Here is a 23,564-nt window from a genome sequence, read left to right as displayed (position 1 = left end):
GGTTTATTTTTTATATTTTTCTTTGAATTCGTAAAAGTTTTCATCAAAATGGTTTTCAAGATTTTCAAATTCTATGAAGCAGATAAATTCTTTTAAACAACTTCCTTTAAAACCTCTAAATTTTGGATATATCTCTAAAGGGTTTTCCAACAAGTCATTAAATGTGTATATCTCCAGCGAGACGAGCATGTTCCATAATCTTTTGCTAAAAGGAAAATGACTGTCAATCAATCTTCTGTCTGAATTGAAAATTTCTTTTTCCGAGTTTCTTTTTGTCATTTTTTTATATTCGGACAGGTATTCTTGGTAAAGCAAGTTTTTCTTTTCTTTTAAAGCATTAATTTCTGTAACGAGTTCAGAAACTGATTTTATTTTGAAAAATATTTTTTTATAGTTTTGTCGGATTGCTTCTTTTGTAACGTCATATTCGACAGATACAGTTTGTAATGATTGCTTTTCAATTAAAAGTTTTGACATGATATCGTACTCTTTTTCATCAAGAATATTTTTGGACATTTCGAGATAAAACTGATTGGTCAAATCAATTATTTTCTGATCCGAAATAGTACAAATCGTATTGTTATCGTTGCTGAAAACAGTTTTGGCGGAATTATTTTTCACTTTGGCACTCATATTTTCGATATTTATTTTGTGAAGTGCTACAAAAAAGGCGTAGGTCACTACACTTACCGATACTGAGGCACTGGTATACCCGACAACAATAAGAGAGCACCCACGCCAAACGTGAGTGTCCTTACTTATCGTCTTGTTGTCTTAAAAATTACCAGTTTTCAGTACCAAGACTTAAAGCAAAAAACACTTTAAGATTTAATAATATTTTATTAGGACAAATATAAGAGCCTGTTTAAAAATTATTCATAAATAAAATTTTAAAGACATTTTTCTTTCCCCAACCTTAAAGGGTGGAAAAATGCCTTAAAAATTTCATCAAAATTACTCCCTTTAGATTCTGTGTTGATTTCCAAAAAAAATTGATATTTATTTTTGTAAATTTGTTTTTCAATTCAGTCAAGAACTAGGGTTGGGGAAATTAATTTGATGAAATTTAAACGGGCTCTAAACAAGTTTAAATAAAAAAAAGTTACTAAGAGTCTGAACAGACAATTACATATAATTCAATGATTATATAAACCTGTAAATCTGAAATATTATAAAAGCAATATTTAATACTTAAACAATGATATAATTATTTCTGAATGTTTTGCGCAGAGTTTACCGTACAGAACATTCAGAAAATTGAGTTTTTTTGAGATACAAGATGCCCCTTTTAGACGTCCATTTTCTTCAAAAATGAATGTCAAAAATTTTTCAAAAGGAGTAAATCATTCGGTACTCTCGGAGTTACACTGTTATTTCTTTCGGATAGATTTAAAAGCTTTTTTAGCCAATTCTGTAAAAATTTTGATAAAAATTATATAGAATACCAATATCGATACACACTTGGTTAGTTCCCTGAAACTCATGGAAGATTGATTATCAGCAAGTGAAGTGAGGATACCTTGTATTGTTTTGGGAAAATAAATTATCGATTTTCCGTTTAAAACAATCTGATAATAGAAAAAAAAACCAATTAAAGATATATTGAACAATCCGTAGAACCCAATAAAATAATCAACTTTATCAAATTTAAGCCGTACTCCTTTTAACAAGGAAGTAACCATTATTTTCAAATTATTAAATGAGTGAAAATTAAGATTTGGCTTATTGAATAGATCAGATAATATCCAGTACCCATCGGCTCGCAAAAAAGGCAATAGATTATAAAGAGCCTTTCCCGAAATTACTAAGCCTAAGATTTGTAAAACATGATTCTTTGTAAAAAAGCCTATAATTGATAAAATTAAACAAAAAATAACTTCAAAATAAACCCCTGCACTATTTACTATAATTCGCTTCCATCTCTCTAATCTCCATATATCGGTAACATCAGCAAAAAAAACAGGCAAGAAGTATAAGTAAAATCCAAAACCAATGCCTCCATGTTTGGCTTTATAATAATGTGCTGCCGTAGCATGACCTAATTCATGAAAAATAATGCTTACAAAGATTAATACCACGAAATAAGGGAAAATCTTCACAATATTTAACTCTCTATATTGGTAATAATTGGAGTAAAGATTAAGACAAAATACAATAATGCCGAAAATCATCAATGGAATGTATATCTTTTTCCTGAGGAGAAAGCTCAAAAAGGGCACTATTTTGGAAACCATATTAGATTTAAGAAAAATAAACCCAAATTTTATATAGTTCGGAATTTTTACCCGCTGTTTTACTGAGTCATCATACCCAAAAACACCCTGTTTTTTGAGACGATTAAAAAGCGCAACAATTTGATTATCAGACAACAATATATTGTGTCTTTCTTGAAACTCCTCACGAATTGCTATCAAAGTCCTTTTTCCATCTGCTAAACCTAATAAATCGTAATATTTCTGGCTAATTTTTGTATATGTATGAAGCTTTTGATTGTATAACAAATATTCTTTCTCACTGAATTTAGAAAACTCAATATCTGATGATAATTTGTACAAAACGTTTTCATCCATCATAATAAAGCTCTTAAAGCGTAAATCGTTGTAAGTGTTTTGCTGCTGTAAGGTTCGCTGGCTTTTGGTTTGATAAGTATTTCTGCCTTCCAACTCCCATCATGAAGTTGATTTCCTGATAAGTATTTTTGGGCTTTCTGTTTTATCTCGTTCAATTCAGGAGATTGAAGTAGATTTAAACAGAAAATTGCAAAACTGGTTGATAGAATATTATATTGTTTTTCATCAAAACTTCCATCTTCATTCTGAGAATCTTTCAAGAATTTTTTTATTCTTTGCTTAACCGACTGATATTGATCAGGAAACTGGCAAAGCAATCTTAGGCAAACATAGGTTCCGTAAAACTTTCCATAATACCACCTACTCTCCCAAAAACCACTTTCCTTTTGCTCGGAAAGAATATAATCAATAGCTCTCTCTATAGTATGTTTATATTTTTCAGCATTAAATAATGTAAGAGCATATACAAAATTGGCTACGACTTCTACATCAGGACCTTTCCCCCATTTGGTGGAATTGCACCAATCTTGTTTTTGTTGCTTTTCAGTAAGGTTCTCTTTAGGGATAATCCAGGTTTCTATACCTCCATTGTCATTTGTTCTATCGGATATGGCTGTATCAATGGCTTTCAGACAATATCTATCCACCAATTCATAGTGATTAGTCTTCATAAATTGTTGCATAATCTGCCCCAGATCGTCAATATCTGATGCAATCTCCCGAACGGTCGGAAAATAAGACCATGCACCAACACTATCATTATTTTGCCTGTCAACTAAATATTGATTTTCTTTCTCAAAGAAATCTCCAGTATCAATATTAAAGTGTTGCGTAATCTCCAACAAACAATCGTTCAGTAAAGCTCTCTGAAAGGTGTCTGACGAATGAACATCTGTATCATTTTCAAAATCATCTACACTCCCTAAGTACATAATGTGCTTTAAGTCTATGTAATTATGAAAATAATCAGACTTTATTACATTTAATCCTTTTGAAAAGACTTGATTGGTAATATCCTTTAAATCCAAGAACTCTCCATCCGTAATCTTTTTTCTGATTTTAGCTTTTTCCTGAATCGTTTTTATATATCCTTCTGTAACATTTTTATACAGTTGAATGGAGTGTTTACACCGATCAATAGTATTACACCATAAACTTGCCTCTGATAATTCATTAATAATTTCTTTAGCTTTCTCAAAATATGTTATGGACTTATTCAGGATATTTACTCCAACACCTTCTACATAGAGCACTTTATTAAGCAATACTACATCATTGCTATATTTTGAGTAGTCAACAATTTTGGATAATTCATAAACTGCCCAATTAAATTGTTTCTTATTGAAATCTTCACTAAAATCTTTAACATCATCATGCAGTTGAAAACCTATTGAAAAATACCTGTGTGATTCAAGCAGTAAATTATAAATTTCTTTATTGGAACTTTCCGAAAGTAAAAATAAGCAGTCAATAGCCACTTTTCCAAAAGCAGACTTTTTATCAGCAACATCTTGATATCTTTCAAAAGTTGGATTTTCCCAAAGAGATTTTTCCAGAGATATAGCATCATGAAATTCTGTTTTTCTAAGATTCCATAGATTCCAAAACTTACTATCTTTATTAAAAATAGATGTTAAAATCTTTATTGCATCTTCTTGTAAAGCTAAAGCGGAGAGAATTTCTGTTGTATCCTTATCATCGATAATTTTATCTAATCTCATCGCTGATTGATATATCGCAAATCCTGCTATATCCAGTTCTTCGATTGTCTTCTTAGAGATCTCTTTGTAATAGCTATAAAATTGTGATGCGTAATTCTGGTAAAAGTCAGGACTTTTTTGTGGACTACTCATCTATAAACTTTTGTTCTTCTTTGGATAATAATACCTCAGACAAATTACTAACATTACTCTGAATATTAGATGTTAGGGGTTTAGTCAAATCTAAAGCATTGTCTAAACCTTTGTCGGTGGATGGAGTAAGTTTGCCAAACTGGACACTTCCTTCGGCAGAATAGGTATGCATTTTTATATTTTTTTCATCTGTAATATACCCTCCACCAGCATATTGAAGTACATTCGGGATGTACTTATCTTGATAGCGAGAAAGCTGAAACTCTGATGAAAACTGGGAACTGTGTACTTTAGAACTCGATTTAGTATTTCCTTCTAAATTTTGATCCGCAGTCCATTTCAAATAAGTAATAGCCTTAGTCTGGGTGTTATAAATAAGCTCCCCCGTAATAGCTGCCTTTTGTTTTTCTAAGTATCCAGACTTAAATTTTATTAAAAGTTCATCATTTGAAATTTTTTCATAGGTTGAAGTATAGCTGTTTTCATTAGTATATTTGAATGCAAATGCCAAATTAAAATTAAAAAACAGCAACCTATTGAATGTACGGAATTGCACATCATTTCCCAATGATTTATCTACCATTTTTGTCCTGAAATATTTAATTTTATCAAATGAAATCTGTAAAAATTTCTTTGGGTTAGCCATTGCTCCGCTAAGTCCTAACTTATAACTTCCGTCTTTTTCCCATATATCAATATCAGCGATAAAAAGATGATTGATTTTGTTATCAAAATATGTCTTTTGCATCAGTTTAGCATTATAGATTACAGGTTCACTATAATAGAGTTTATCATAATTCTCCATAACACTTTGTGTAATTTGGTATAAAGAATACTTTTTTGATATAGTTACCTCTGCAATTTCTTTTACTTTAGGATTCAACTCTATAATTGTCTCTTTCTGGTTACTATTTACGAGATAGCTTTCGTATAATGCAGAAGTGACTGTAAAGGTTGTTACATGTTCAGGAATCAAAACCTCTCCATCCGTGTTAGTGTAATAAATCTGTCTGTCATTTGTAGTTATTGTAACATTACTTATGACTTCTTTTGTCTCACTGTCAATTGTTTTATATTTTTTCTGAGCATAAATATTAGTTATACAGAAAAAAAATAAAAATATAAATAAATTAGGCATACTTTAATTTAATTAAAAAAAGATTCTGATAAGTAAACTTACCAGAATCCTAAGTTTTGGAATCTATTAAAATGTCCAGCTAACACCAACAGTTATTTCTCCGCCATCTTCAACAGCCGCAGCTGAAGTCATTTCAAATCTTTGTTCCAATTCTTCCATTTGAAATTCATTTAGAAGTTCAAACTTTTCATCTTGAGTCAATTTTTCTGTGCTCATAAGTAATGATTTTTTAAAAGGTTAATAATTAATATATTTTGTTTTAGATAAAAAAGGACTACAATTTTTTCCCTTTATCTGACACAAACATAAAAATATTTAGATCGTAAAAAAATCAAATGGATTGTAGATTTATAAATCTATTCTCTAAATTCATAAATTAAAATAACTGTAAATAACTAAAAATCAGTTACATAAAATGAAGTTGCTTAAGAAATATTAGGGCTGGCTTTCAATCTCTTTCAAGTATGTAGAAAGAGTTGTTCCTGTTCTTTTTTTGAACGCATTTGCAAATGCTTGTTCATTATTATAGCCAAATTCAGTGGCTATAACTGAAAAATTATAAGAACGTAACTTTTTATCGTTTACTAATCTGATTAAAGCATAATCAATACGCAAATCGTTTAAATAATTGGGAAAACTTTTTTCTTTGTATATGTTTACTACCTTAGATAGGTAGGAAGAATTAGTTTTAAATTTTTTAGCAAGATTGTCTACTACAATACCAGTTTTTAAATATTGTTCTTTTTCCTCAAACATTTTTAATTCCTTTAAAATATGTTCTACTATTTCATCTGGCAATTTATTTTTTTCAGAATCAAAAATTTCTTGATTAGCAATGACTTCATTTTCAGTTTTATTTTCAGTAGAATGACTTTTCTCGCTGACAGACTTTATGAGGTCTCGCGCAATTTCTTTATATTCATTTTCTTTTCTTTTTGCCTTAACGAACAGAATCATAATGAATATCAATAGCAAACACAATATTCCTATAGTAGTATAAGATAAATATTTTTTGTTTTTTAATTCTTTTATAATCTCTTCTTTTTCAGATAAAAGTTTTGGCATATCATATTTTTTCGGAAGCTCACGAGAAATATATCTGAACTGGGTGTCTAAAATGGAATTGATTTTAAGAAATCTATCAATATAATAAAGTTGTTTTTCTTTGTCCTTTTTCTCTTTATAATAATCAATTAAATAACTATAAACATCCCGAAGTTCCGGAAAAGTATTATTTGTTTTTTGAACAATAGAGTCAATTTTGATGTAATTTTCTACAGCTTTGTCTTTGTTTTTTGATTCAGCATAAGATTGTCCTAAATACAACATTGCATAATTAGCATCCAAATCAATATTATTTTTTAAAAAATAGGCTTTGGTCTTTTCTAATATTTCAATTGATTTAGGATATTGCTTCGTTAATAAATAATACTGTCCCGATAAGGATAAATATCTATTATATCTTACATACTCATTATTTTTTAGCGTATAATGAAGACCATTTTTTATTAATTTTTCTGCTTTTCCAAATTCATCAATATCCAAATAAGAACTTGCTAAATTTATTTGGATGTGTTGTATGTCTTCATTTGTTAAAGAACCTGAATTGTCATAATAGTACTTCAAAACCTTAGCGGCTTCCTGTGGTTTCCCGATATAACCATTCAAATATGCAATTTGTAAATCTGCAATTGCAATTTGTCGTGTGTTCTTTTTTTCTTTTGCATATTTTAATGCAGTAACATAATTTTCTAGAGCTAACTTTAGATTATCAGCGTTATAATATAGCATGCCTTTAAATAAATAAATTCGAGCTGGATATATTTCATCTTGTAAATTTTTACTGATTATCTCTAAACTATCTATATATTTTAATGCGACCGGTAAGTCTTTATTGTAATGATTCAGTACGTATCCTTCGGCTATATACTTTTTATCTTTATTTTCTTTCTTTGCTTTTTTAATATAAAACTCTGCAATTATTCGAGATTCTTCGTTTTCATTATTATCCTTATAACTATAAAATTTATTTTCTAATTCTTCGTAGGAATATTTATTCAAGTTTTCAAATAAACTATTTTGGGAATATAGTAGATTGCAATATCCAATGAACAAAAGGAAAAAATATCTCATATTTTTCATAATTTAATAGTTTTGCAAAAATACCATTTTATTATAGGAAAATTACTCAGAATGCATAAGCTATATTCAGAAGAATCAACAACCTTAGCTATTCGGTGTAATTCCCTGTAATTAAGCTAAATAAAGACTTTTTTATTGTTATATATTTATAAATTTATAAATACAACTCATTGAAGTTTTGAAAAATATGGTTTCATTTGTACAAATAATTATAAAATTTTAAAACGTTATGAAAAAGCAAAAAAGTGTAAAAAAAATTTCATTAAACAAAGTGAAAATTTCAAAAATCATTAATTTGAAATCGATAAAGGGTGGTGATGATGATTTGGAAAAAACAGGTTGTATGTTTCCTGAAAATGCTAGTAAAGCAACAGATACTACGGTTAGAATATAATTTTTCATGCAGAAAATAATATTTATCATTGCTTGTCTTTTAGCTAAATATATGGTTGCTCAAAAAGGCAATCCTGCTCCATCTTTACCAGTTATAGATGAATATTTTGGCAATAAAATTGTTGATGAATACAGAAATTTAGAAAACTTGAAAGATTTATCCACCATTAAATGGATGAAATCTCAGACAGATTATGCTATTTCTGTAATCAATAAAATCCCAAATAAAAATTTTTATCTGAACAAAAGATTGGAATTTGATAAAAGACAAGGTTTTTCCGTTTCGGATTTAAACATTACAAGCAATGATAAATATTTTTATCTTAAAACAAATGCCGGTGAGAAGTCGGCAAAAGTATATTACAGAAATGGATTTAATGGAAAAGAAGAAATACTTTATGATCCAGCAAATTTTAGCTCTTCAATTAAAAGTACAACGGAAAAATTAAAACATCGGTTTGTAATCAATCTATTGAGTCCGAGTTGGGATGGAAGCAAATTAGCCATTTCCTTAACAGAAAATGGTAAAGAATTTTCCGAAGTCATTGTAATGGACGTAGGAAAAAAATATATTCATCCTGAAATTATCACAAATACAGATCCTTCGAATATTGGAGGAATCAGATGGCTGGAAGACAATTCTGGCTTTTTCTATATTTCATATCCCACCATTGACAGCAGTTCTAAAGAATATGGAAAAAATACACAGTCCGTTTTATACAAAATAGGGCAAGATCCTCAAAAATTAAATGTAGTATTATCTAATCCGAACAATCCCAATCTTAGAATAGAAAAAACGGCGTTTCCTGCTGTTTTGTCATTCAATTCTGATGACAAATACTATATAGGGATTTTAGTGGATTCTGAAGACTTTAGAAACACATTCATAATTAGCAAGAAAGATCTTTTAGAAGGCAAAAAAAACTGGAAATCATTATATACTAAAGAAGATAAGGTACAAAACATAAGCTTAGCAAATGATGAAATTTACTTTTTATCCGGATATAATTCTTTGAATTATAAATTGTGTAAAACCAGTACGAACAATCCCAATTTCAGAAATCCAGAAGTATTGGTTCCCGAAAATAAGGATGAAGTAATAACAAGTTACAAAATAACCAAAGATGGGGTTTACTTTACAAGAACTAAAAATGGCGTAGAAGCCAAACTATATTTATACAAAGATGGAAAAGAAACTAATATAAAAACTCCTTTTGTAGCAGGAAATATTTATTTAGAAGCAAAAGGGAAAGATTTTTCAGATATTTGGATTAGCTGTTCAGGTTGGGCAAATGAAGAACAACGATTTAAATATGACTTACAAACCAATTCGTTTATTTCTGAAAATCTTACTCCAACTATTGAATACCCAGAATTTAAAGATGTTGTTGTTGAGGAAATTACTATAAAATCTTATGATGGCGTAGAAGTCCCATTATCTTTAATTCATAATAAAAACATTAGAAAAGATGGTAATACTCCTGTACTTATTAATGGTTATGGTGCTTTTGCAGAATCCTATTATCCCTATTTTTCTTTGAGTTATTTATTATGGGTTAACCAAGGAGGTATGATTGTAGTTCCGCACGTAAGAGGTGGCGGAGAAAAAGGAGAACAGTGGCATATTGACGGACAAAAATTGAAAAAGCCCAATTCTTGGAAAGATTTAATTGCTTGTACGGAATTTTTAATTGCACAGCACTATACATCACCAAAAAAAATAGCGCTTTTAGGAGGAAGTGCCGGTGGAATTTTAATGGGCAGAGCAATGACAGAAAGACCTGATTTATTTGCTGCAATAATGATAGAATCTGGAAGTCTAAATACATTAAGAAAAGAATTTTCAGGAGGAACTGGAAATACCACAGTTCAGGAATATGGTTCGGTAAATGATTTGGAAGGATTTATGGCTTTAAAAGAAATGGATGCCTATCATCATATAGAGAAAGGTGGAAAATATCCGGCGACTTTAATTACTGCAGGCATTAACGACCCTATCGTTACTCCCTGGATTTCGGTGAAATTTGCTGCAAAGTTATTATCAAATAATACCTCAGTTAATCCTGTATTATTAAAAATTGATTATGAGGGTGGCCATGCTACTAGTAATTCCGCAGTACAGAGATATGCAAATATAGGAGATCTTTTTGCATTCGCTTTTTGGCAACTTGGACATCCTGATTACCAACCAAAAGATTAGCCAATGCCACGTTTCCCTTATACTTTTTTTGACAATTTTGTTGTCAGAGTACCACTATTATCTTATAAAGAATTTCAAAATATTTTTTCTGAAAACACAAATGATGAAAAATTACAAGAAATCTTTAGAAGAACTTCATTCAAGGAATCAATCTATTTGGCTTCTTCCGATTTGTATTTGGAAATGGAAAAGTTAATAGACAGCAATATTGATTTTAATGAAAGTTCAAGATATAGATTAAAAAATACTCTTCTGAAATATTTTAACAGAATGAGTACACGTTGCACTCCATTTGGTTTGTTCTCCAGTGTTGGAATTGGATATTTTGATAAAGAGCATTCATTTCCTGAAAAAGATTCAGATTGGAAAAGATTGAGAGAAACCAAATTTGATATGTATTTTTCAGTAGCACTCTCACAATACTTACTTTCAATTCAGGATATCAAAAACAAACTTTTGTTTTTTCCAAACAACAGCATCTATAAGGTTGGTAATAAAATTCGATATATTGAGCACGAATCCAAAGGAATGAAAAGAGATTATGTTATTTCTTCCGCTCCTCTTTCTCAGGAATTAGAAAAAATATTGAAATATTCAAATGAAGGAAAGACAGTTCCTGAAATGATTGCAATTTTAAATAGTGATAATATAACTTCGGAAGAATCTTTCGAATATATTAAGGAATTGATTGAAAATCGGGTAATTGTAAGTGAAATGGAACCAAATATTTCCGGAGTGGATTTTTTGGATTCAATCATTTTTATTTTGAACCGTATAGGAGCAGAGAAAGAAAAAAATATTTTGCTTGACATCAAAAACCAACTTTCAAAACTTGACAATTGCTTTGAAAATTCGGTTTCTTCTTATGACGAAATCGAAAAAAGTATTCAGACTTTGAACATTGAATATGAAAAAAAATATCTTTTTCAAACTGACCTTTACTTTGACAATCAAATTGGATTATCTTATCATTGGAAAAAAGAAATGAAGAAAGGTATTTCATTTCTGAATAAAATTACTTTAAACAATTCCCAAAATTCACTACTCGAAAAATTCAAAGTTGCATTTTACGAAAGGTTTGAAAATGAAGAAATTCCATTAGCTTTTGCGTTGGATACCGAAACTGGAATTGGTTACAGGCAAAATGTTCAATCTGCGGGCATTCATCCTTACATAGAAGATTTAATAATCCCGTTTTCTTCAAAAAACAGGAAATTGGACATTAGTTTGAACCCTGTTCAGATTATTTTAAATCAAAAAATACAGGCTGCAATTGCTGAAAATAAGTTTTCCATACAACTTTCAGATGAAGATTTTCCGGAATTTGAAGAAGAATGGAATGATTTGTCCGACACTTTATATTTTATGACTGAAATCGTTTCAGATGATAATTCTCAAAAATTGTATCTGAACTTTGGAAGTGCAAATGCAGGTAGATTATTAACAAGATTTGACTCGGAAATATCAAAAATTAGAGATTTAGTTAAAGAAATTTCCAAAAAAGAAAACGATTTAAAAACCGAACAAATTTTAGCGGAAATCATTCATCTTCCAGAAGCAAGAATAGGAAATATTCTAAAGCGACCACAAATGAGAAACTATGAGATTCCCTATTTGGCAAAATCTCTTTTGCCTGTAGAAAATCAAATTCCTGTTGATGATTTATTACTTTCTATAAAAAACGATAGGTTGTTTCTTCGGTCAAAATCACACGATAAAGAGATTGTACCTTATCTTACTAATGCTCATAATTATTCTGCCAATTCGTTGCCTGTTTACCATTTTTTATGTGATTTAAGCTCTCAAAACATTCGATCGGGACTGTCTTTTGATTGGGGTGATTTAGGTAAAGTTTATCAATTCTTACCAAGAGTAGAATATGGCAATATTATTCTATCGAAAGCCCGATGGAAAATTTCTACAGAAGAGATAAAACGTTTTTTACGCTTGAATCAAGAGCAAATAATGATTGAAATCGAAAATTGGAGAGGAATAAGACAAATTCCACAATGGATTCAATGGGTAAAGGCAGATAATACTTTGCTAATAAACTTTAAAAATTGGGAATTGGTCAACCTTTTTTTTGCATCAATCAAAAACGAAAAAGAAGTTTTTATTGAGGAATTCCTCTGTAATAAAAAGCAAAATTACACGAGTCAATTCATATTTCCACTCTATGAAAATCTAAAATGAAAACCAGAAAATTCTCTCCAGGAAGCGAATGGATCTATTTGAAAATATATTGTGGAGTAAAAACTTCCGACATTATTTTACAGGAAGCTATAACTCCTTTAATTGGCGACTTAAAAAAACAAAATCTAATTGAAAAATGGTTCTTTATTCGGTATAATGATACCAAACCACATTTAAGATTTCGAGTTCGATTATTTGATAAAGTCAATTATCATATAGTTTTGGATTTAATAAATTCAAAACTAAAAGAATTTATAGATTCCGGAGAAATATCAAATATTGTCATAGATACTTATAGCAGAGAATTAGAACGATATGGTATAGATACAATAGGATTTGCAGAGGAATTATTTTTCAAAAGCAGTGAGTTGGTTCTGAATTTTTTAGATTATGATGATGAAGAGAAGATTATGGTTTCACTGTTTTATATTGAACTGATACTTTCGGAGTTTAAAATATCCGAAGCAGGAAAATTAAAATTGTTTACCAATTCTAATGATGCTTTTAAAAAAGAGTTCAATTCAGATAAAAATCTAAATAACCAGTTGAAGAAAAAATTCTTAGAGTTCAAACCAGAATATGAGGAGTTTATTAGTTCTGACGAATTTGCAGAGATTAGAAATTTAATTCTTGAAAATGCTTCAATGATTAGACTTATCTCAGAAAAAATAATAGGATATGATTTCAACTTTTTGGATTCTTTTTTCGCAAGTATTTTCCACATGCACATTAATAGAATGTTTATTTCTAATCAAAGGTTGTTTGAAATGCTTGTTTATGACTATTTGGTTAGATATAATAATATGAAGATGTTAGAAAACAAAATATTGACATAATTCATTAGTTATTAGCAATTTGTAAAATGAAATCATGCTGTAGATTTATAAATATAAAAAGTAAATGTTATGACTTTTAAAGTCTTCATCATAAGTTTGTTAAGTAAAATAAAAAGCGGAATCCGAAAAGCTAACGAGTAGGAAAAAATAATTGTTTTATTTACTTATGAAAACAACGAATGAAAACAAAAAGAAAGTTATTGAAAGCCTGTTGAAGAAAAAAATCAAAGGTTTAAAAGAAGTTTATGGTGGAACCGCTTGTACTGTTCGCCCAAAGCCAATAGTTCTTTCACAGTGTTATATATGCACGGTAACTCCTCCACAGAATCCTGGTGGTGGCACTACAGGTCAAGCGTAATAATTTCATCAAACTAAAAAGGAATGGTAGTTTTCCATTCCTTTTTTTTAAATAGAAGAATATCAAACTATGAATAAATCCTTATCTGATGTACTCGCTTATAAAAATGTAGATATTGTCGATCGTTTTTTGGTAATGTACAATATGGAACAAGAAGAAGCAGAAAAAATTTTTAACGAAACTTTAAAATGGCTTTGGTTAGGTAACAAAATGGACGGTGTTTTTATTGACGACTCAACATTGATTATTGATGAAATGTGGCATAACTTTATCCTTTTTACCCAAGATTATGAAATTTTTTGTTTACAAAATTTTGGAAGATATATTCATCATCAACCAGAAAAAAGAAAACAACAGAATTGGTATAACAATTCATTTAATATTGAAGAGCATAAAGATAGGTTAGAAAAATTATATGAAGGAGTGTATGATAACCTTGGAGAAGAAACTTTGCTGACTTGGTATGAAGAGTTTCCAAAAAAATATTCGATAGAAAATATTAAAAAAATGAGAAGATGAAAAAAATATTTTATGTTTACTTATTACTATTCTCAGGACTGTTTTGTGCTCAAAATTCATCAGTTAATTTAGAACAAACCTTTCCTGGAAAAATAGAAGGATATACTATAAAAAATAAAAACGGACAATCCGTTTTCAAAGATGAATACAAGTATCTGGATTCCGTAAATATTTACGGCTATAATTATTCCTCCTATGACAATCTTACAATCAGAGGATTTCTAATTGAGCCAAAAAAGAAAGGAACATATCCTGTGATTATTTTTAATCGTGGAGGGAACAAAGAATTGGGAGCAGTTACGATACCTGTGTTGACTAATTTTCTCTCAAAAATTGCAACAAAAGGATTTATTATTATTGGTTCACAATTACGTGGAAGCGGTAGAAGTGAAGGAAAAGATGAATTTGGAGGAAAAGACATCGGAGATGTGATGAAGTTATTTGAAATCATTGATCATCAAAGTAATGCTGACCCAAAAAGAATCGGAATGCTGGGGGTAAGTCGTGGCTCTATGACCAATTTTTTGGTTCTGAAAGACACGGATAGAATAATGGCAAATGCTACCATTGGTGGAATTGCTGACTTAAACCAAAAAGACAGACCGGAAATGTATGAGTTGTATAAAGAACTCATTCCCGATTTTGAAAAAAATCCTAAAAAGGAGTTAGATAAGCGTTCATCATTACTTTCAATTCCATTAATAAAAAATAAAAATTTGAAGAATTTTATCATTCACGGAGCCAATGATGAACGGGTCAATGTAGATAATGCTTTCCTCTTATTTAATGCATTGAAATCTAATAATTTTTCGACAAGATTATTGATTTATGAAGATGCTAATCATGGCATCAACAATAATACAAATGACCTTATTAGCCAAATAATAAGTTATTTCAGAATCTATTTATATGTAAAATAGTATTAATTACAGGTTTTCGAAAATATTCACGTAACCAATTGATTATAAATATTTTAAAATCGTGTTTCGAACCATCAATTTATAAATCTATAAAGTAAATACTATGAATTTTGTATTTCGTTACATAGGTTTGTGAGTGAAAAATCAAAATAAGCGGAATCCGAAAAGCTAATGAGTAGGAATATTTAATACATTATTTTATGAAAAAGTTAGAAAGTTTAAAGTTGAAAAAATTCAAAATGCAAAAAGTAAAAGGAGGAAAGTTAGCATTTGATCCTTATACTTATGGAGCTGACACTACCTTTAACGGGACAGTTTATGTTACTGACACTGTTATAAAAGATGTGAACACAGCTGGTGTGTAAAAATTAAAATAGGCTATTTGTAGCAAAAATACAAATAGTCTAATTTTATGATTTGACATTATGATAATTATTTTTAGTAAAAATTACGGAGAGAATACAACAGATGATGTTTTAAATTGGTTGTATCATCATAAAAAAAACAATGAAGTAATAGTTCGAATAAATGGTGATGATTTACTAAATAAAGACTTTTATATTGACATTTCCAATTCTGAATTTAATTTTAATAATCAAAAAATTGATAACCAAATTGTAAATACTATTTGGTTTAGACGCAGTTTTGATGAAGATTTTATAAACATTGAACCTAAAATTTTTAATGAATTTGATAATAATAAAACTCTACAAAATCATTTATTATCCGAATTAGGAACAATATATAGGTTTTTAGAATCGTTTTTAGACAATTCAGTTTGGATAAACAAATACAGTGAAAGTATAAATAAGTTGAAAACTCTTAAACTCGCTGAGAAACATGGTCTAAATATTCCTCACACATATATAACTAATAAAATAGAGATTATCAACAAATTAATAATAGAAAACAATCTAATTACAAAGCCAATAAGCGATGCTGTAACATTTTATGATAGTGATTCTCATTATATGATGTATACAAGTGAAGTAAGTGAAATCAAAAAAGAGGGCTATATTTTTCCTACCAAAGTTCAAAATAAAATTGAAAAAAAATTTGAGCTTAGAATATTCTACCTAAATGATATTTTTTATTCTATGGCTATATTTTCTCAAAATGATAATAAAACTAGGGTGGATTTTAGAAATTACAATAGACAAAAAGGAAATAGAAATGTACCTTATCAACTACCAATAAATATAGAATCAAGTTTAAGAGAAATTGTTAAAGATTTAAATCTGAAAACTTGCTCGATAGATATGATAGTTTCAAAAGATGAAAAGTATTATTTTCTTGAAGTAAATCCTGTAGGGCAGTTTGGAATGGTTTCCAAACCATGTAACTATTATTTAGAGGAACAAATGTCATTGTTTATATTAAAAAATTATGAAAAAAGTAGAAACGAAATTAAAAAATAAAAAACTACCTCTTTGCTATTGGAACATACAAAAAAAAATGTCAAATAAAAATTTGAGTGATATTGCTATGATGTATTCTAATTCAGATTTTTATCAAACGAGAGGTTATATTGTTGAAAGCTCCAGAATAGTTATATCTAAAATTATCAGTTAATAATGAAAAATAATATTATTTATTTTGTTTTATTTTTATTTTTTACTGCTTGTATAAAGACCAGTAATACACCATTAAATTTAGTAACTGTAATGCAAAAGGCAGATAGTTTGAATTTACTATCTGATAGTGCAACCATTTCAAACTATACCCGTAAAAATTTAATTCCATTATTTCATTTATATAATAATTCTAAAAAAGCTATAATTTTAAAATATCTAACAAAATCAAAAGAAAAAAATAATCTTTTATTAGCTGAAGAACTTATAAAAAAAAATTATAATAAAATAAATAAATGTGATTTAGGAACCATAGAACTAATACAATTTTATAATCAATATAGTAAATGCAATAAAAACAGTGAATTGAGCCAAATTAATTGGAATAAAATTTATGAAGATGATCAAATGTACAGAAGATTGTTTAATAAATACAATAATGATCCTCAAAAACTAGATAGTATAGGTCGTTTGACTATTAAACAAGATTCAATAAACAGGGGATTTGTAAAATTTTTAATAAAAAAACATACTTTAGATACAATACTTGATGATGATTGTGATTGTTTAGCAAGCAAAAGTATTTTTTATATTGCTCAACATAGTGATATGGAAATTAATTTTAGAAAAGAAATATTGGAATATGTTTTAAAATCAAACTCCTATTCTTTAAATAATAAAGCTCTTCTAATAGATAGAGATCTAACGAGTGAAAATAAGAAACAAAAATTTGGCACACAGCTCCAATTTAACTCTGATACAAAAAAATTAGGGTCATCTCCAATAGAGGACATGAAAAACCTGGACTCTTTAAGATACGAATATAATTTGCCAAAGCTAAGTATTTATTTAAAATACGTTAATAAAATAAAATGACTTATTTCAATAGATTTGCTTGTTGCTTGGTAAATTATGGGCATACAAGGAGTATAATTTGCGATACACAAAGAAATAATTATTACTTTATTCCAAATTCTCTCTATATTTTACTTACTGAAGAGTTTCCAAATTTTTCCATTGAAGAAATTTATGACAATTATGGAGAAGAAAATGAAAAACACTTAAAAGATTATTTAAATTTTTTATTAGTAAATGAAATAGGGTTTATAGATACCCAAATCATAAAAGAACTAATTCCTTTAAATTTAAATTATAAGGTTGCTGAACCAATTTCTAGTATAATAATTGATTTAAGTAAAGAATCTTTTTTTCTTGAAGATTCATTTCAAATTGCAAAATTTATTGATACAAATAGAATAAAACAATTACAAATTAGATGTTATGATTTAATTGATTTAAATACGTTTTTTAAATTTTTGAATAACCTATCTAAAACAACTCTAAAAGGTATTGAAATAATCCTACCTTATGAAATGAAATTAGAAAATAGATTAATAAGTAAAAACATTATTAAGTCAAATGATAAAATTAATACATTGATTTATTTTGGATGTGATAAAAATAAACAAGATAAATATTTGAATAGAATTATAATTTATGTTGAGGATAAAATTATAAATAAAAAAAATTGCGGATTGATTTCTTCAAACTATTTTAATTCTAATCTCGAAACATATACTTTATCCAACAACCACAACTCCTGTCTCCACAAAAAAATTTCCATAGACTCTGAAGGTAACATTAGAAACTGCCCTTCCATGCCTCAAAGCTTTGGCAATATAAAAGATACTACGTTAGAAGAAGCTCTCAATCACAAAGATTTCAAAAAATATTGGAATCTTACAAAAGACAACATAGAAGTCTGCAAAGATTGCGAATTTCGTTATATCTGCACAGATTGCAGAGCTTACACAGAAAGAAAACATACCAACAAAGACGGTTTAGACACTTCAAAACCGCTGAAATGTGGCTACAATCCTTACAACGGAGAATGGGAAGAATGGAGTAAAAATCCGTTAAAAGAAAAAGCCATAAACTATTATGGAATACAGGAACTGGTAAAAAAATTGTAATTCAAAAGTCGTACAAAGTAATTTGAAAAAAAAACTTTCCCTTCTATAAACAACCTGATGCCAAAGACCGTGGTCCCACTTGCTTTAGAATAATTTCCTAATTCTAATCGTAAAATCATTTCGTTATTGTAAGCTTAATATTTACTTTATAGGCAACGAAGTTCACTAATAAGTTAATTCAGAACCTATTTATATGTAAGAAAACATTAATTACAGGTTTTTGAAAACATTCATGTAACCAACTGATTATAAGTGTTTTAAAATCGTGTTTTGAGCTATTAATTTATAAATCTATAAAGTAAATACTATGAATTTTGTATTTCGTTACATAGGTTTGTGAGTAGAAAATCAAAATAAGCGGAATCCGAAAAGCTAATGAGTAGGAAAATTAAAAACAAGGTGTTTTATGAAAAAATTGACATTAAATGAACTTAAGAAAGGAAAACTTTCTGAAAAAGTTGTTGGTAATTTAAAAGTAATCAATGGAGGACTTTTACCGGATACAGAAGAGTATTGCCATCCAACCAAATGTACTGTTGATGATCCAAATGGGACAAGAGGATACGGTAAAATTTAATATTTCTTAATTACAAAGAGGCTGTTCAAAAGTACTCTCTCGGATTCTTGTATGACAATCTTTGTTATTTAGGAGATTCTTAGAGTGTTAATTTACCTTTTGAGACAGCCCCTTTTTTATTAATTCAGGTGATTTTTATGAAAATTGACAATTTTATAATAGATGTTGACAAAGCAAGTGATGAGTTAAATCAACTATCGGATACACTGAAGTATTTGTTGTATGAGAATGATGAAAAAGTTTTTGATCAATTTGAATTTGACAAAGAATATTTAGAACCCTCATTGTTTTATTATTTTTTTAAGAATAAAGGACAAGATCAAAAGCTTAATTATCGGCAATATATTGTCAATAATTACATAGGGAATTTACCTTTGAAATTTGATATTGATATAGATTGTTTTAAAAACGCTCGCATTCCGGAAGCTGGTTTTGTAGTGTCTCCTAAACAAACCTCTATTATTTATGATAATGAAAAATATTATTTTCAAAATGGAGAACAATTACATATAAACGAAGATAGATATTTAAAAAATTCAAACATTCGTATCAGTTCAGTTGTTCCGAATATCCTACATCAATACCATCCGTCTGGTTTTGAGCATAGCATTATAGAAATACAAAAAGATGTATTAAAAGATTTAAATAAAGCTTATGATAATCTCTCTAAATGTTCACCTGGATTTACACAATTATTAAATATGACTACAAAGGAGATTTCTGTTTTTAATCTACCTAAAACGCCATCATTTGCTTCTATAAATTATTTTGGAACTTCGTTCATTAACATTCACGAAAGAAAACATAACGATATTCTTTTTATGGATGAAATTGCTCATCAATCAGGACATTCCATATTTACTTTATTAACGAGAGATAGTGATAGCTATTTCCTATTTCCACCTCAAACATTATTAAAAGAGTTTACTGGGTTTTCCGGAGAAGGTAGAACACTTTATGGAGCATTTCATAGCATGTTTACCCTCTGTACAATAATTCATACTTTGAATGCTTTTTTATTAAATGGTAATCCAAATGAATACGAAAAAATTGAATTATATGGCAGAATTGGGTTTTACTTGGATAAATTGATATATGATGTTGAAATTATATCAAAACTTGAAATTTTCACTCCTAAAGGAAAGCAAATATATCAAATGCTTGCAGAAAATATGGCTGATTATCAAAAATTAGAGAACGGAATATTTTTAAAATTTAATTATGACAATCAAGATTACTTGTTCTCCCCAAATCGTTTCCTATTCTCAAATCAATCTATCCTTAATGAAGCCCAAATATCTTAAATTATTTTTTTTAATTATTAGTATAAATTTATTTTCTCAAGAAGAAAATAAAGAAGAAATATATAATAAATATTTGCGAAACGGAGCATATAAATATTCATATTACAGACCCGAATATCAAACATATATAGATTCTGCTTTGGTATTACTTCCTAAGAATGCTTTCTTGTGGCAACAAAAAGCAATGCCATATTTTAAAAGAAAAAAATATGAGTTAGGAATGCAGTACATTGATAAAGCAGTATTGTATGACGATAAATATGATAAATACTTATCATATCGAGCTTTCATCAAATGTATTTTTCAGAAAAATTATAATGATGCATTAACGGATTTCGATGTTTTAATTAGCCATTATAATAAAGGATTAATTATGGATCATTATTTTTATTTCTACAAAGCATTGTGCCTGATACAACTAAATAGGTATGAAGAAGCCCCAAAATACATGAACTTGTCTATGGAATTGAACATTCAAAATGGAGGTACCCCTCATTATCTTGAATTATTCTATATGGGCATTATTTTTTATGAAAAAAGACAGTATACAGAAGCTATTCAATATTTTGACAAAAGTTTAGAACAATATCCCAACTTTTCTGATGCACAATTTTACAAAGCCGAAACTTATTATTTTATGCACCAAAAAAAAGAAGCATTAGAATATTTTATAAAAGCAAAAGAAAATTTAGATAAAGGATATAGTATAAATGAAGATAATGCATTCTATGAAGATTATCCTTATCAAATTAAGAAATGGATGATAAAAAATTATTTTGACATTTTAGATTACCATCAGTAGATTTTTATTTTGAAAAAAAACTTTCCCTTCTACAAACAACCCGATGCCAAAGACTGTGGCCCTACTTGCCTTAGAATAATTTCCAAATTCTATGGTAAAACAATTCCATTACAGCAAATCCGAAATCTTTCTGAGACGACAAGAGAAGGAAGTTCATTGCTTGGCTTAAGCGAAGCAGCAGAAAATTTAGGATTCAGAAGTCTTGGTGTACAAGTTGATTTCAATACTTTACAAGAGGAAGTTCCATTGCCTTGTGTTGTTCATTGGAATAAGCAGCATTTTGTAGTGGTTTACAAAATTGATAAATCAGGAAAGGTTTACATTTCTGACCCTAGTTATGGTTTAATCACTTATACCAAGGTAGAATTCATAAAACACTGGATTGGTGAAAATGCTGATGAAACCACAGAAGAAGGAATTGCCTTATTATTAGAAACTACACCAGCTTTTTATAAAAATGAATTTGATGAAGATGAGAAAAAAATGACCTTTTCTTTTCTTTCAAAATACTTACTAAAATACAAATCATTAGTTATTCAGCTTGCAGTAGGATTATTAGCTGGAAGTTTACTTTCGCTTATTCTTCCCTTTCTTACCCAAAGCATCGTAGATGTTGGAATTCAAAATCAGGATTTGAACTTTATCTATCTTGTTCTAATAGCACAAATAATGCTTTTTCTTGGAAGAATGGGTATTGAAGTAATACGAAGCTGGATCTTGTTACATCTTTCTACGAGAATCAATATTTCTATTATCTCCGATTTCTTCATTAAATTAATGAAACTCCCAATCAGTTTTTTTGATACGAGAATGACGGGAGACATTATGCAGCGTATCAATGACCACACGAGAATAGAACAGTTGCTTACAAGCTCTTCGCTCAATACTTTATTTTCATTAGTCAATCTAATTATTTTCAGTATCGTATTGCTGTTTTATGATTACAGATTATTTTTGGTGTATTTGGTTGGAGCTATTCTTTACATAGTTTGGATTACTTTTTTTCTAAAAAAAAGAAAAGAACTGGATTACAAAAGGTTTTCCCAAATATCCCAAGAGCAAAGCAAAGTCATTGAATTGGTAAACGGAATGCAGGAAATCAAAATGCACAACGCAGAAAAACAAAAACGTTGGGGCTGGGAATTTTTGCAGGTCAAATTGTTTAAACTGAGAATAAAATCTTTGTCATTAGAGCAATGGCAATCTGTTGGTGGAAATTTCATCAATCAGATGAAAGATATTTTAGTAAGTTTTCTTTCTGCTAAGTTGGTTTTGAGTGGAAACCTTACTTTGGGAATGATGCTTTCCGTTCAATATATCATCGGACAATTAAATAGCCCTTTAATGCAATTAGTTGAATTTATAAGACAATCGCAGGATGCAAAAATATCGCTGGAACGTTTGGGAGAAATTCACGATAAGGAAGACGAAGAGAATAAAGATGAACAATATGTTTCAGAAATTCCACAAAATAATATAGAGGTTAGTAATATGTCTTTTAGATACATCGGTTCAGACCAATATGTTTTTGAAAATCTCAATCTTTCAATTCCTTATCAAAAAACTACTGCTTTCGTTGGAGCCAGCGGAAGTGGAAAAACTACACTTCTCAAATTATTAATGAAATTCTATGAACCCACCAATGGAGAAATTAAAATAGGAAATACCAACCTGAAGAACATTTCTCCTAAAATATGGAGAGACCATTGTGGAGTTGTAATGCAAGAAGGTTATGTTTTTAATGATACAATTGCCGGAAATATTGCAATAGGTGAAGATTACATTGATAAACAAAAGCTAAGAAAAGCTGTAGAAATAGCAAATATCAAAGATTTTATTGAAGGACTTCCATTAAGTTATAATACTAAAATCGGAAACGAAGGACTTGGTGTTAGTGGAGGACAAAAACAAAGATTATTCATTGCAAGAGCCGTTTACAAATCTCCGGAATACATTTTTTTTGATGAAGCGACCAGTGCGTTGGATGCCAATAATGAAAAAGTTATCATGGAAAATCTTGAAAATTTCTTCAAAGGAAAAACGGCTATTGTGATTGCGCACCGATTATCAACCGTAAAACATGCCGATAAAATTGTAGTGTTGGATAGAGGAAAAGTTGTGGAAGAAGGAAATCACTCAGAATTAGTGGCAAAAAAAGGAGAATATTATCGACTTGTTAAAAATCAATTGGAACTTGGCTCATAAAACTAATAAA

Annotated in this window: 22 protein-coding genes; 16 read left to right on the top strand and 6 right to left on the bottom strand. The window is 28.9% G+C overall.

Annotated features, from left to right (window positions below):
- Window positions 1-3: 3 nt before the first annotated feature.
- The 6 genes from Q73A0000_RS07160 to Q73A0000_RS07135 all read right to left on the bottom strand — a co-directional run bounded on the left by Q73A0000_RS07160 (window position 4) and on the right by Q73A0000_RS07135 (window position 7,703).
- On the bottom strand, window positions 4-621 hold the full coding sequence (locus Q73A0000_RS07160) for a hypothetical protein (protein WP_208458813.1): 618 nt from the start codon (window positions 619-621) through the stop codon (window positions 4-6).
- Window positions 622-1,370: 749 nt separating this feature from the next.
- Window positions 1,371-2,573 carry a site-2 protease family protein gene (locus tag Q73A0000_RS07155; RefSeq protein ID WP_193813370.1) on the bottom strand — a complete coding sequence of 401 codons (1,203 nt, stop codon included), beginning with the start codon at window positions 2,571-2,573 and terminating at the stop codon, window positions 1,371-1,373.
- Window positions 2,570-4,423 (bottom strand): prenyltransferase/squalene oxidase repeat-containing protein, encoded by a 1,854-nt coding sequence (locus Q73A0000_RS07150; RefSeq protein WP_193813369.1) that lies wholly within the window; start codon window positions 4,421-4,423, stop codon window positions 2,570-2,572. Before Q73A0000_RS07150 ends, Q73A0000_RS07155 begins: the two co-directional genes overlap by 4 nt.
- Window positions 4,416-5,561, bottom strand: coding sequence for a hypothetical protein (locus Q73A0000_RS07145; protein WP_193813368.1), 1,146 nt, complete (start codon window positions 5,559-5,561; stop codon window positions 4,416-4,418). The genes Q73A0000_RS07150 and Q73A0000_RS07145 overlap by 8 nt, the downstream gene beginning before the upstream one ends.
- Window positions 5,562-5,627: 66 nt before the next feature.
- The gene (locus tag Q73A0000_RS07140; protein ID WP_193813367.1) at window positions 5,628-5,777 is read right to left on the bottom strand and encodes a hypothetical protein; all 150 of its coding nucleotides are present in this window, start codon (window positions 5,775-5,777) and stop codon (window positions 5,628-5,630) included.
- A 219-nt stretch (window positions 5,778-5,996) separates the two neighbouring features.
- Window positions 5,997-7,703, bottom strand: a complete 1,707-nt coding sequence (locus Q73A0000_RS07135; protein ID WP_193813366.1) for a helix-turn-helix domain-containing protein — start codon at window positions 7,701-7,703, stop codon at window positions 5,997-5,999.
- Between the two features lie 229 nt (window positions 7,704-7,932).
- Here Q73A0000_RS07135 and Q73A0000_RS07130 point away from each other — a divergent pair, with 229 nt between their 5' ends.
- From Q73A0000_RS07130 to Q73A0000_RS07055, 16 genes are all read left to right on the top strand, one after another.
- On the top strand, window positions 7,933-8,097 hold the full coding sequence (locus Q73A0000_RS07130; protein WP_193813365.1) for a hypothetical protein: 165 nt from the start codon (window positions 7,933-7,935) through the stop codon (window positions 8,095-8,097).
- Window positions 8,098-8,103: 6 nt separating this feature from the next.
- The gene (locus Q73A0000_RS07125; protein WP_193813364.1) at window positions 8,104-10,296 is read left to right on the top strand and encodes a prolyl oligopeptidase family serine peptidase; all 2,193 of its coding nucleotides are present in this window, start codon (window positions 8,104-8,106) and stop codon (window positions 10,294-10,296) included.
- 3 nt (window positions 10,297-10,299) lie between these two features.
- Window positions 10,300-12,489: a lantibiotic dehydratase family protein gene (locus tag Q73A0000_RS07120; RefSeq protein ID WP_193813363.1), complete on the top strand. Its 2,190-nt coding sequence runs from the start codon at window positions 10,300-10,302 to the stop codon at window positions 12,487-12,489.
- Entirely contained in the window at window positions 12,486-13,325 is an 840-nt protein-coding gene (locus tag Q73A0000_RS07115; RefSeq protein WP_193813362.1) for a thiopeptide-type bacteriocin biosynthesis protein, read from the top strand. Before Q73A0000_RS07120 ends, Q73A0000_RS07115 begins: the two co-directional genes overlap by 4 nt.
- 166 nt (window positions 13,326-13,491) lie before the next feature.
- Window positions 13,492-13,683, top strand: coding sequence for a hypothetical protein (locus Q73A0000_RS07110; RefSeq protein WP_193813361.1), 192 nt, complete (start codon window positions 13,492-13,494; stop codon window positions 13,681-13,683).
- 69 nt (window positions 13,684-13,752) lie between these two features.
- A complete protein-coding gene (locus Q73A0000_RS07105) occupies window positions 13,753-14,202 on the top strand; it encodes a hypothetical protein (RefSeq protein WP_193813360.1) in 450 nt (149 codons plus the stop codon).
- Window positions 14,199-15,122: an alpha/beta hydrolase family protein gene (locus Q73A0000_RS07100; RefSeq protein ID WP_193813359.1), complete on the top strand. Its 924-nt coding sequence runs from the start codon at window positions 14,199-14,201 to the stop codon at window positions 15,120-15,122. Before Q73A0000_RS07105 ends, Q73A0000_RS07100 begins: the two co-directional genes overlap by 4 nt.
- A 200-nt stretch (window positions 15,123-15,322) precedes the next feature.
- Window positions 15,323-15,487: a hypothetical protein gene (locus tag Q73A0000_RS07095; RefSeq protein ID WP_193813358.1), complete on the top strand. Its 165-nt coding sequence runs from the start codon at window positions 15,323-15,325 to the stop codon at window positions 15,485-15,487.
- A 60-nt stretch (window positions 15,488-15,547) separates the two neighbouring features.
- Window positions 15,548-16,540, top strand: a complete 993-nt coding sequence (gene gwsG, locus Q73A0000_RS07090) for a grasp-with-spasm system ATP-grasp peptide maturase (protein ID WP_193813357.1) — start codon at window positions 15,548-15,550, stop codon at window positions 16,538-16,540.
- A complete protein-coding gene (locus tag Q73A0000_RS07085) occupies window positions 16,509-16,694 on the top strand; it encodes a hypothetical protein (protein ID WP_193813767.1) in 186 nt (61 codons plus the stop codon). Before gwsG ends, Q73A0000_RS07085 begins: the two co-directional genes overlap by 32 nt.
- 2 nt (window positions 16,695-16,696) lie before the next feature.
- The gene (locus Q73A0000_RS07080) at window positions 16,697-17,569 is read left to right on the top strand and encodes a hypothetical protein (protein WP_193813356.1); all 873 of its coding nucleotides are present in this window, start codon (window positions 16,697-16,699) and stop codon (window positions 17,567-17,569) included.
- The gene (gwsS, locus tag Q73A0000_RS07075) at window positions 17,566-18,666 is read left to right on the top strand and encodes a grasp-with-spasm system SPASM domain peptide maturase (RefSeq protein ID WP_193813355.1); all 1,101 of its coding nucleotides are present in this window, start codon (window positions 17,566-17,568) and stop codon (window positions 18,664-18,666) included. The genes Q73A0000_RS07080 and gwsS overlap by 4 nt, the downstream gene beginning before the upstream one ends.
- Before the next feature lie 406 nt (window positions 18,667-19,072).
- On the top strand, window positions 19,073-19,243 hold the full coding sequence (locus tag Q73A0000_RS07070; RefSeq protein WP_193813354.1) for a hypothetical protein: 171 nt from the start codon (window positions 19,073-19,075) through the stop codon (window positions 19,241-19,243).
- Window positions 19,244-19,380: 137 nt separating this feature from the next.
- Window positions 19,381-20,547 carry a hypothetical protein gene (locus Q73A0000_RS07065; protein WP_193813353.1) on the top strand — a complete coding sequence of 389 codons (1,167 nt, stop codon included), beginning with the start codon at window positions 19,381-19,383 and terminating at the stop codon, window positions 20,545-20,547.
- Entirely contained in the window at window positions 20,528-21,349 is an 822-nt protein-coding gene (locus tag Q73A0000_RS07060) for a tetratricopeptide repeat protein (RefSeq protein ID WP_193813352.1), read from the top strand. Before Q73A0000_RS07065 ends, Q73A0000_RS07060 begins: the two co-directional genes overlap by 20 nt.
- 9 nt (window positions 21,350-21,358) lie before the next feature.
- Complete coding sequence (locus Q73A0000_RS07055; protein WP_193813351.1) at window positions 21,359-23,554, top strand: peptidase domain-containing ABC transporter; 2,196 nt, start codon at window positions 21,359-21,361, stop codon at window positions 23,552-23,554.
- Window positions 23,555-23,564 lie beyond the last annotated feature (10 nt).

Origin of the sequence: Kaistella flava (ex Peng et al. 2021) (genome assembly GCF_015191005.1) — a bacterium.
In the GTDB taxonomy this organism is placed as follows: Bacteria; Bacteroidota; Bacteroidia; order Flavobacteriales; family Weeksellaceae; genus Kaistella; species Kaistella flava.
Note: the sequence above shows the minus strand (reverse complement) of the source record. Positions and strands in the feature narration are given on the sequence as shown.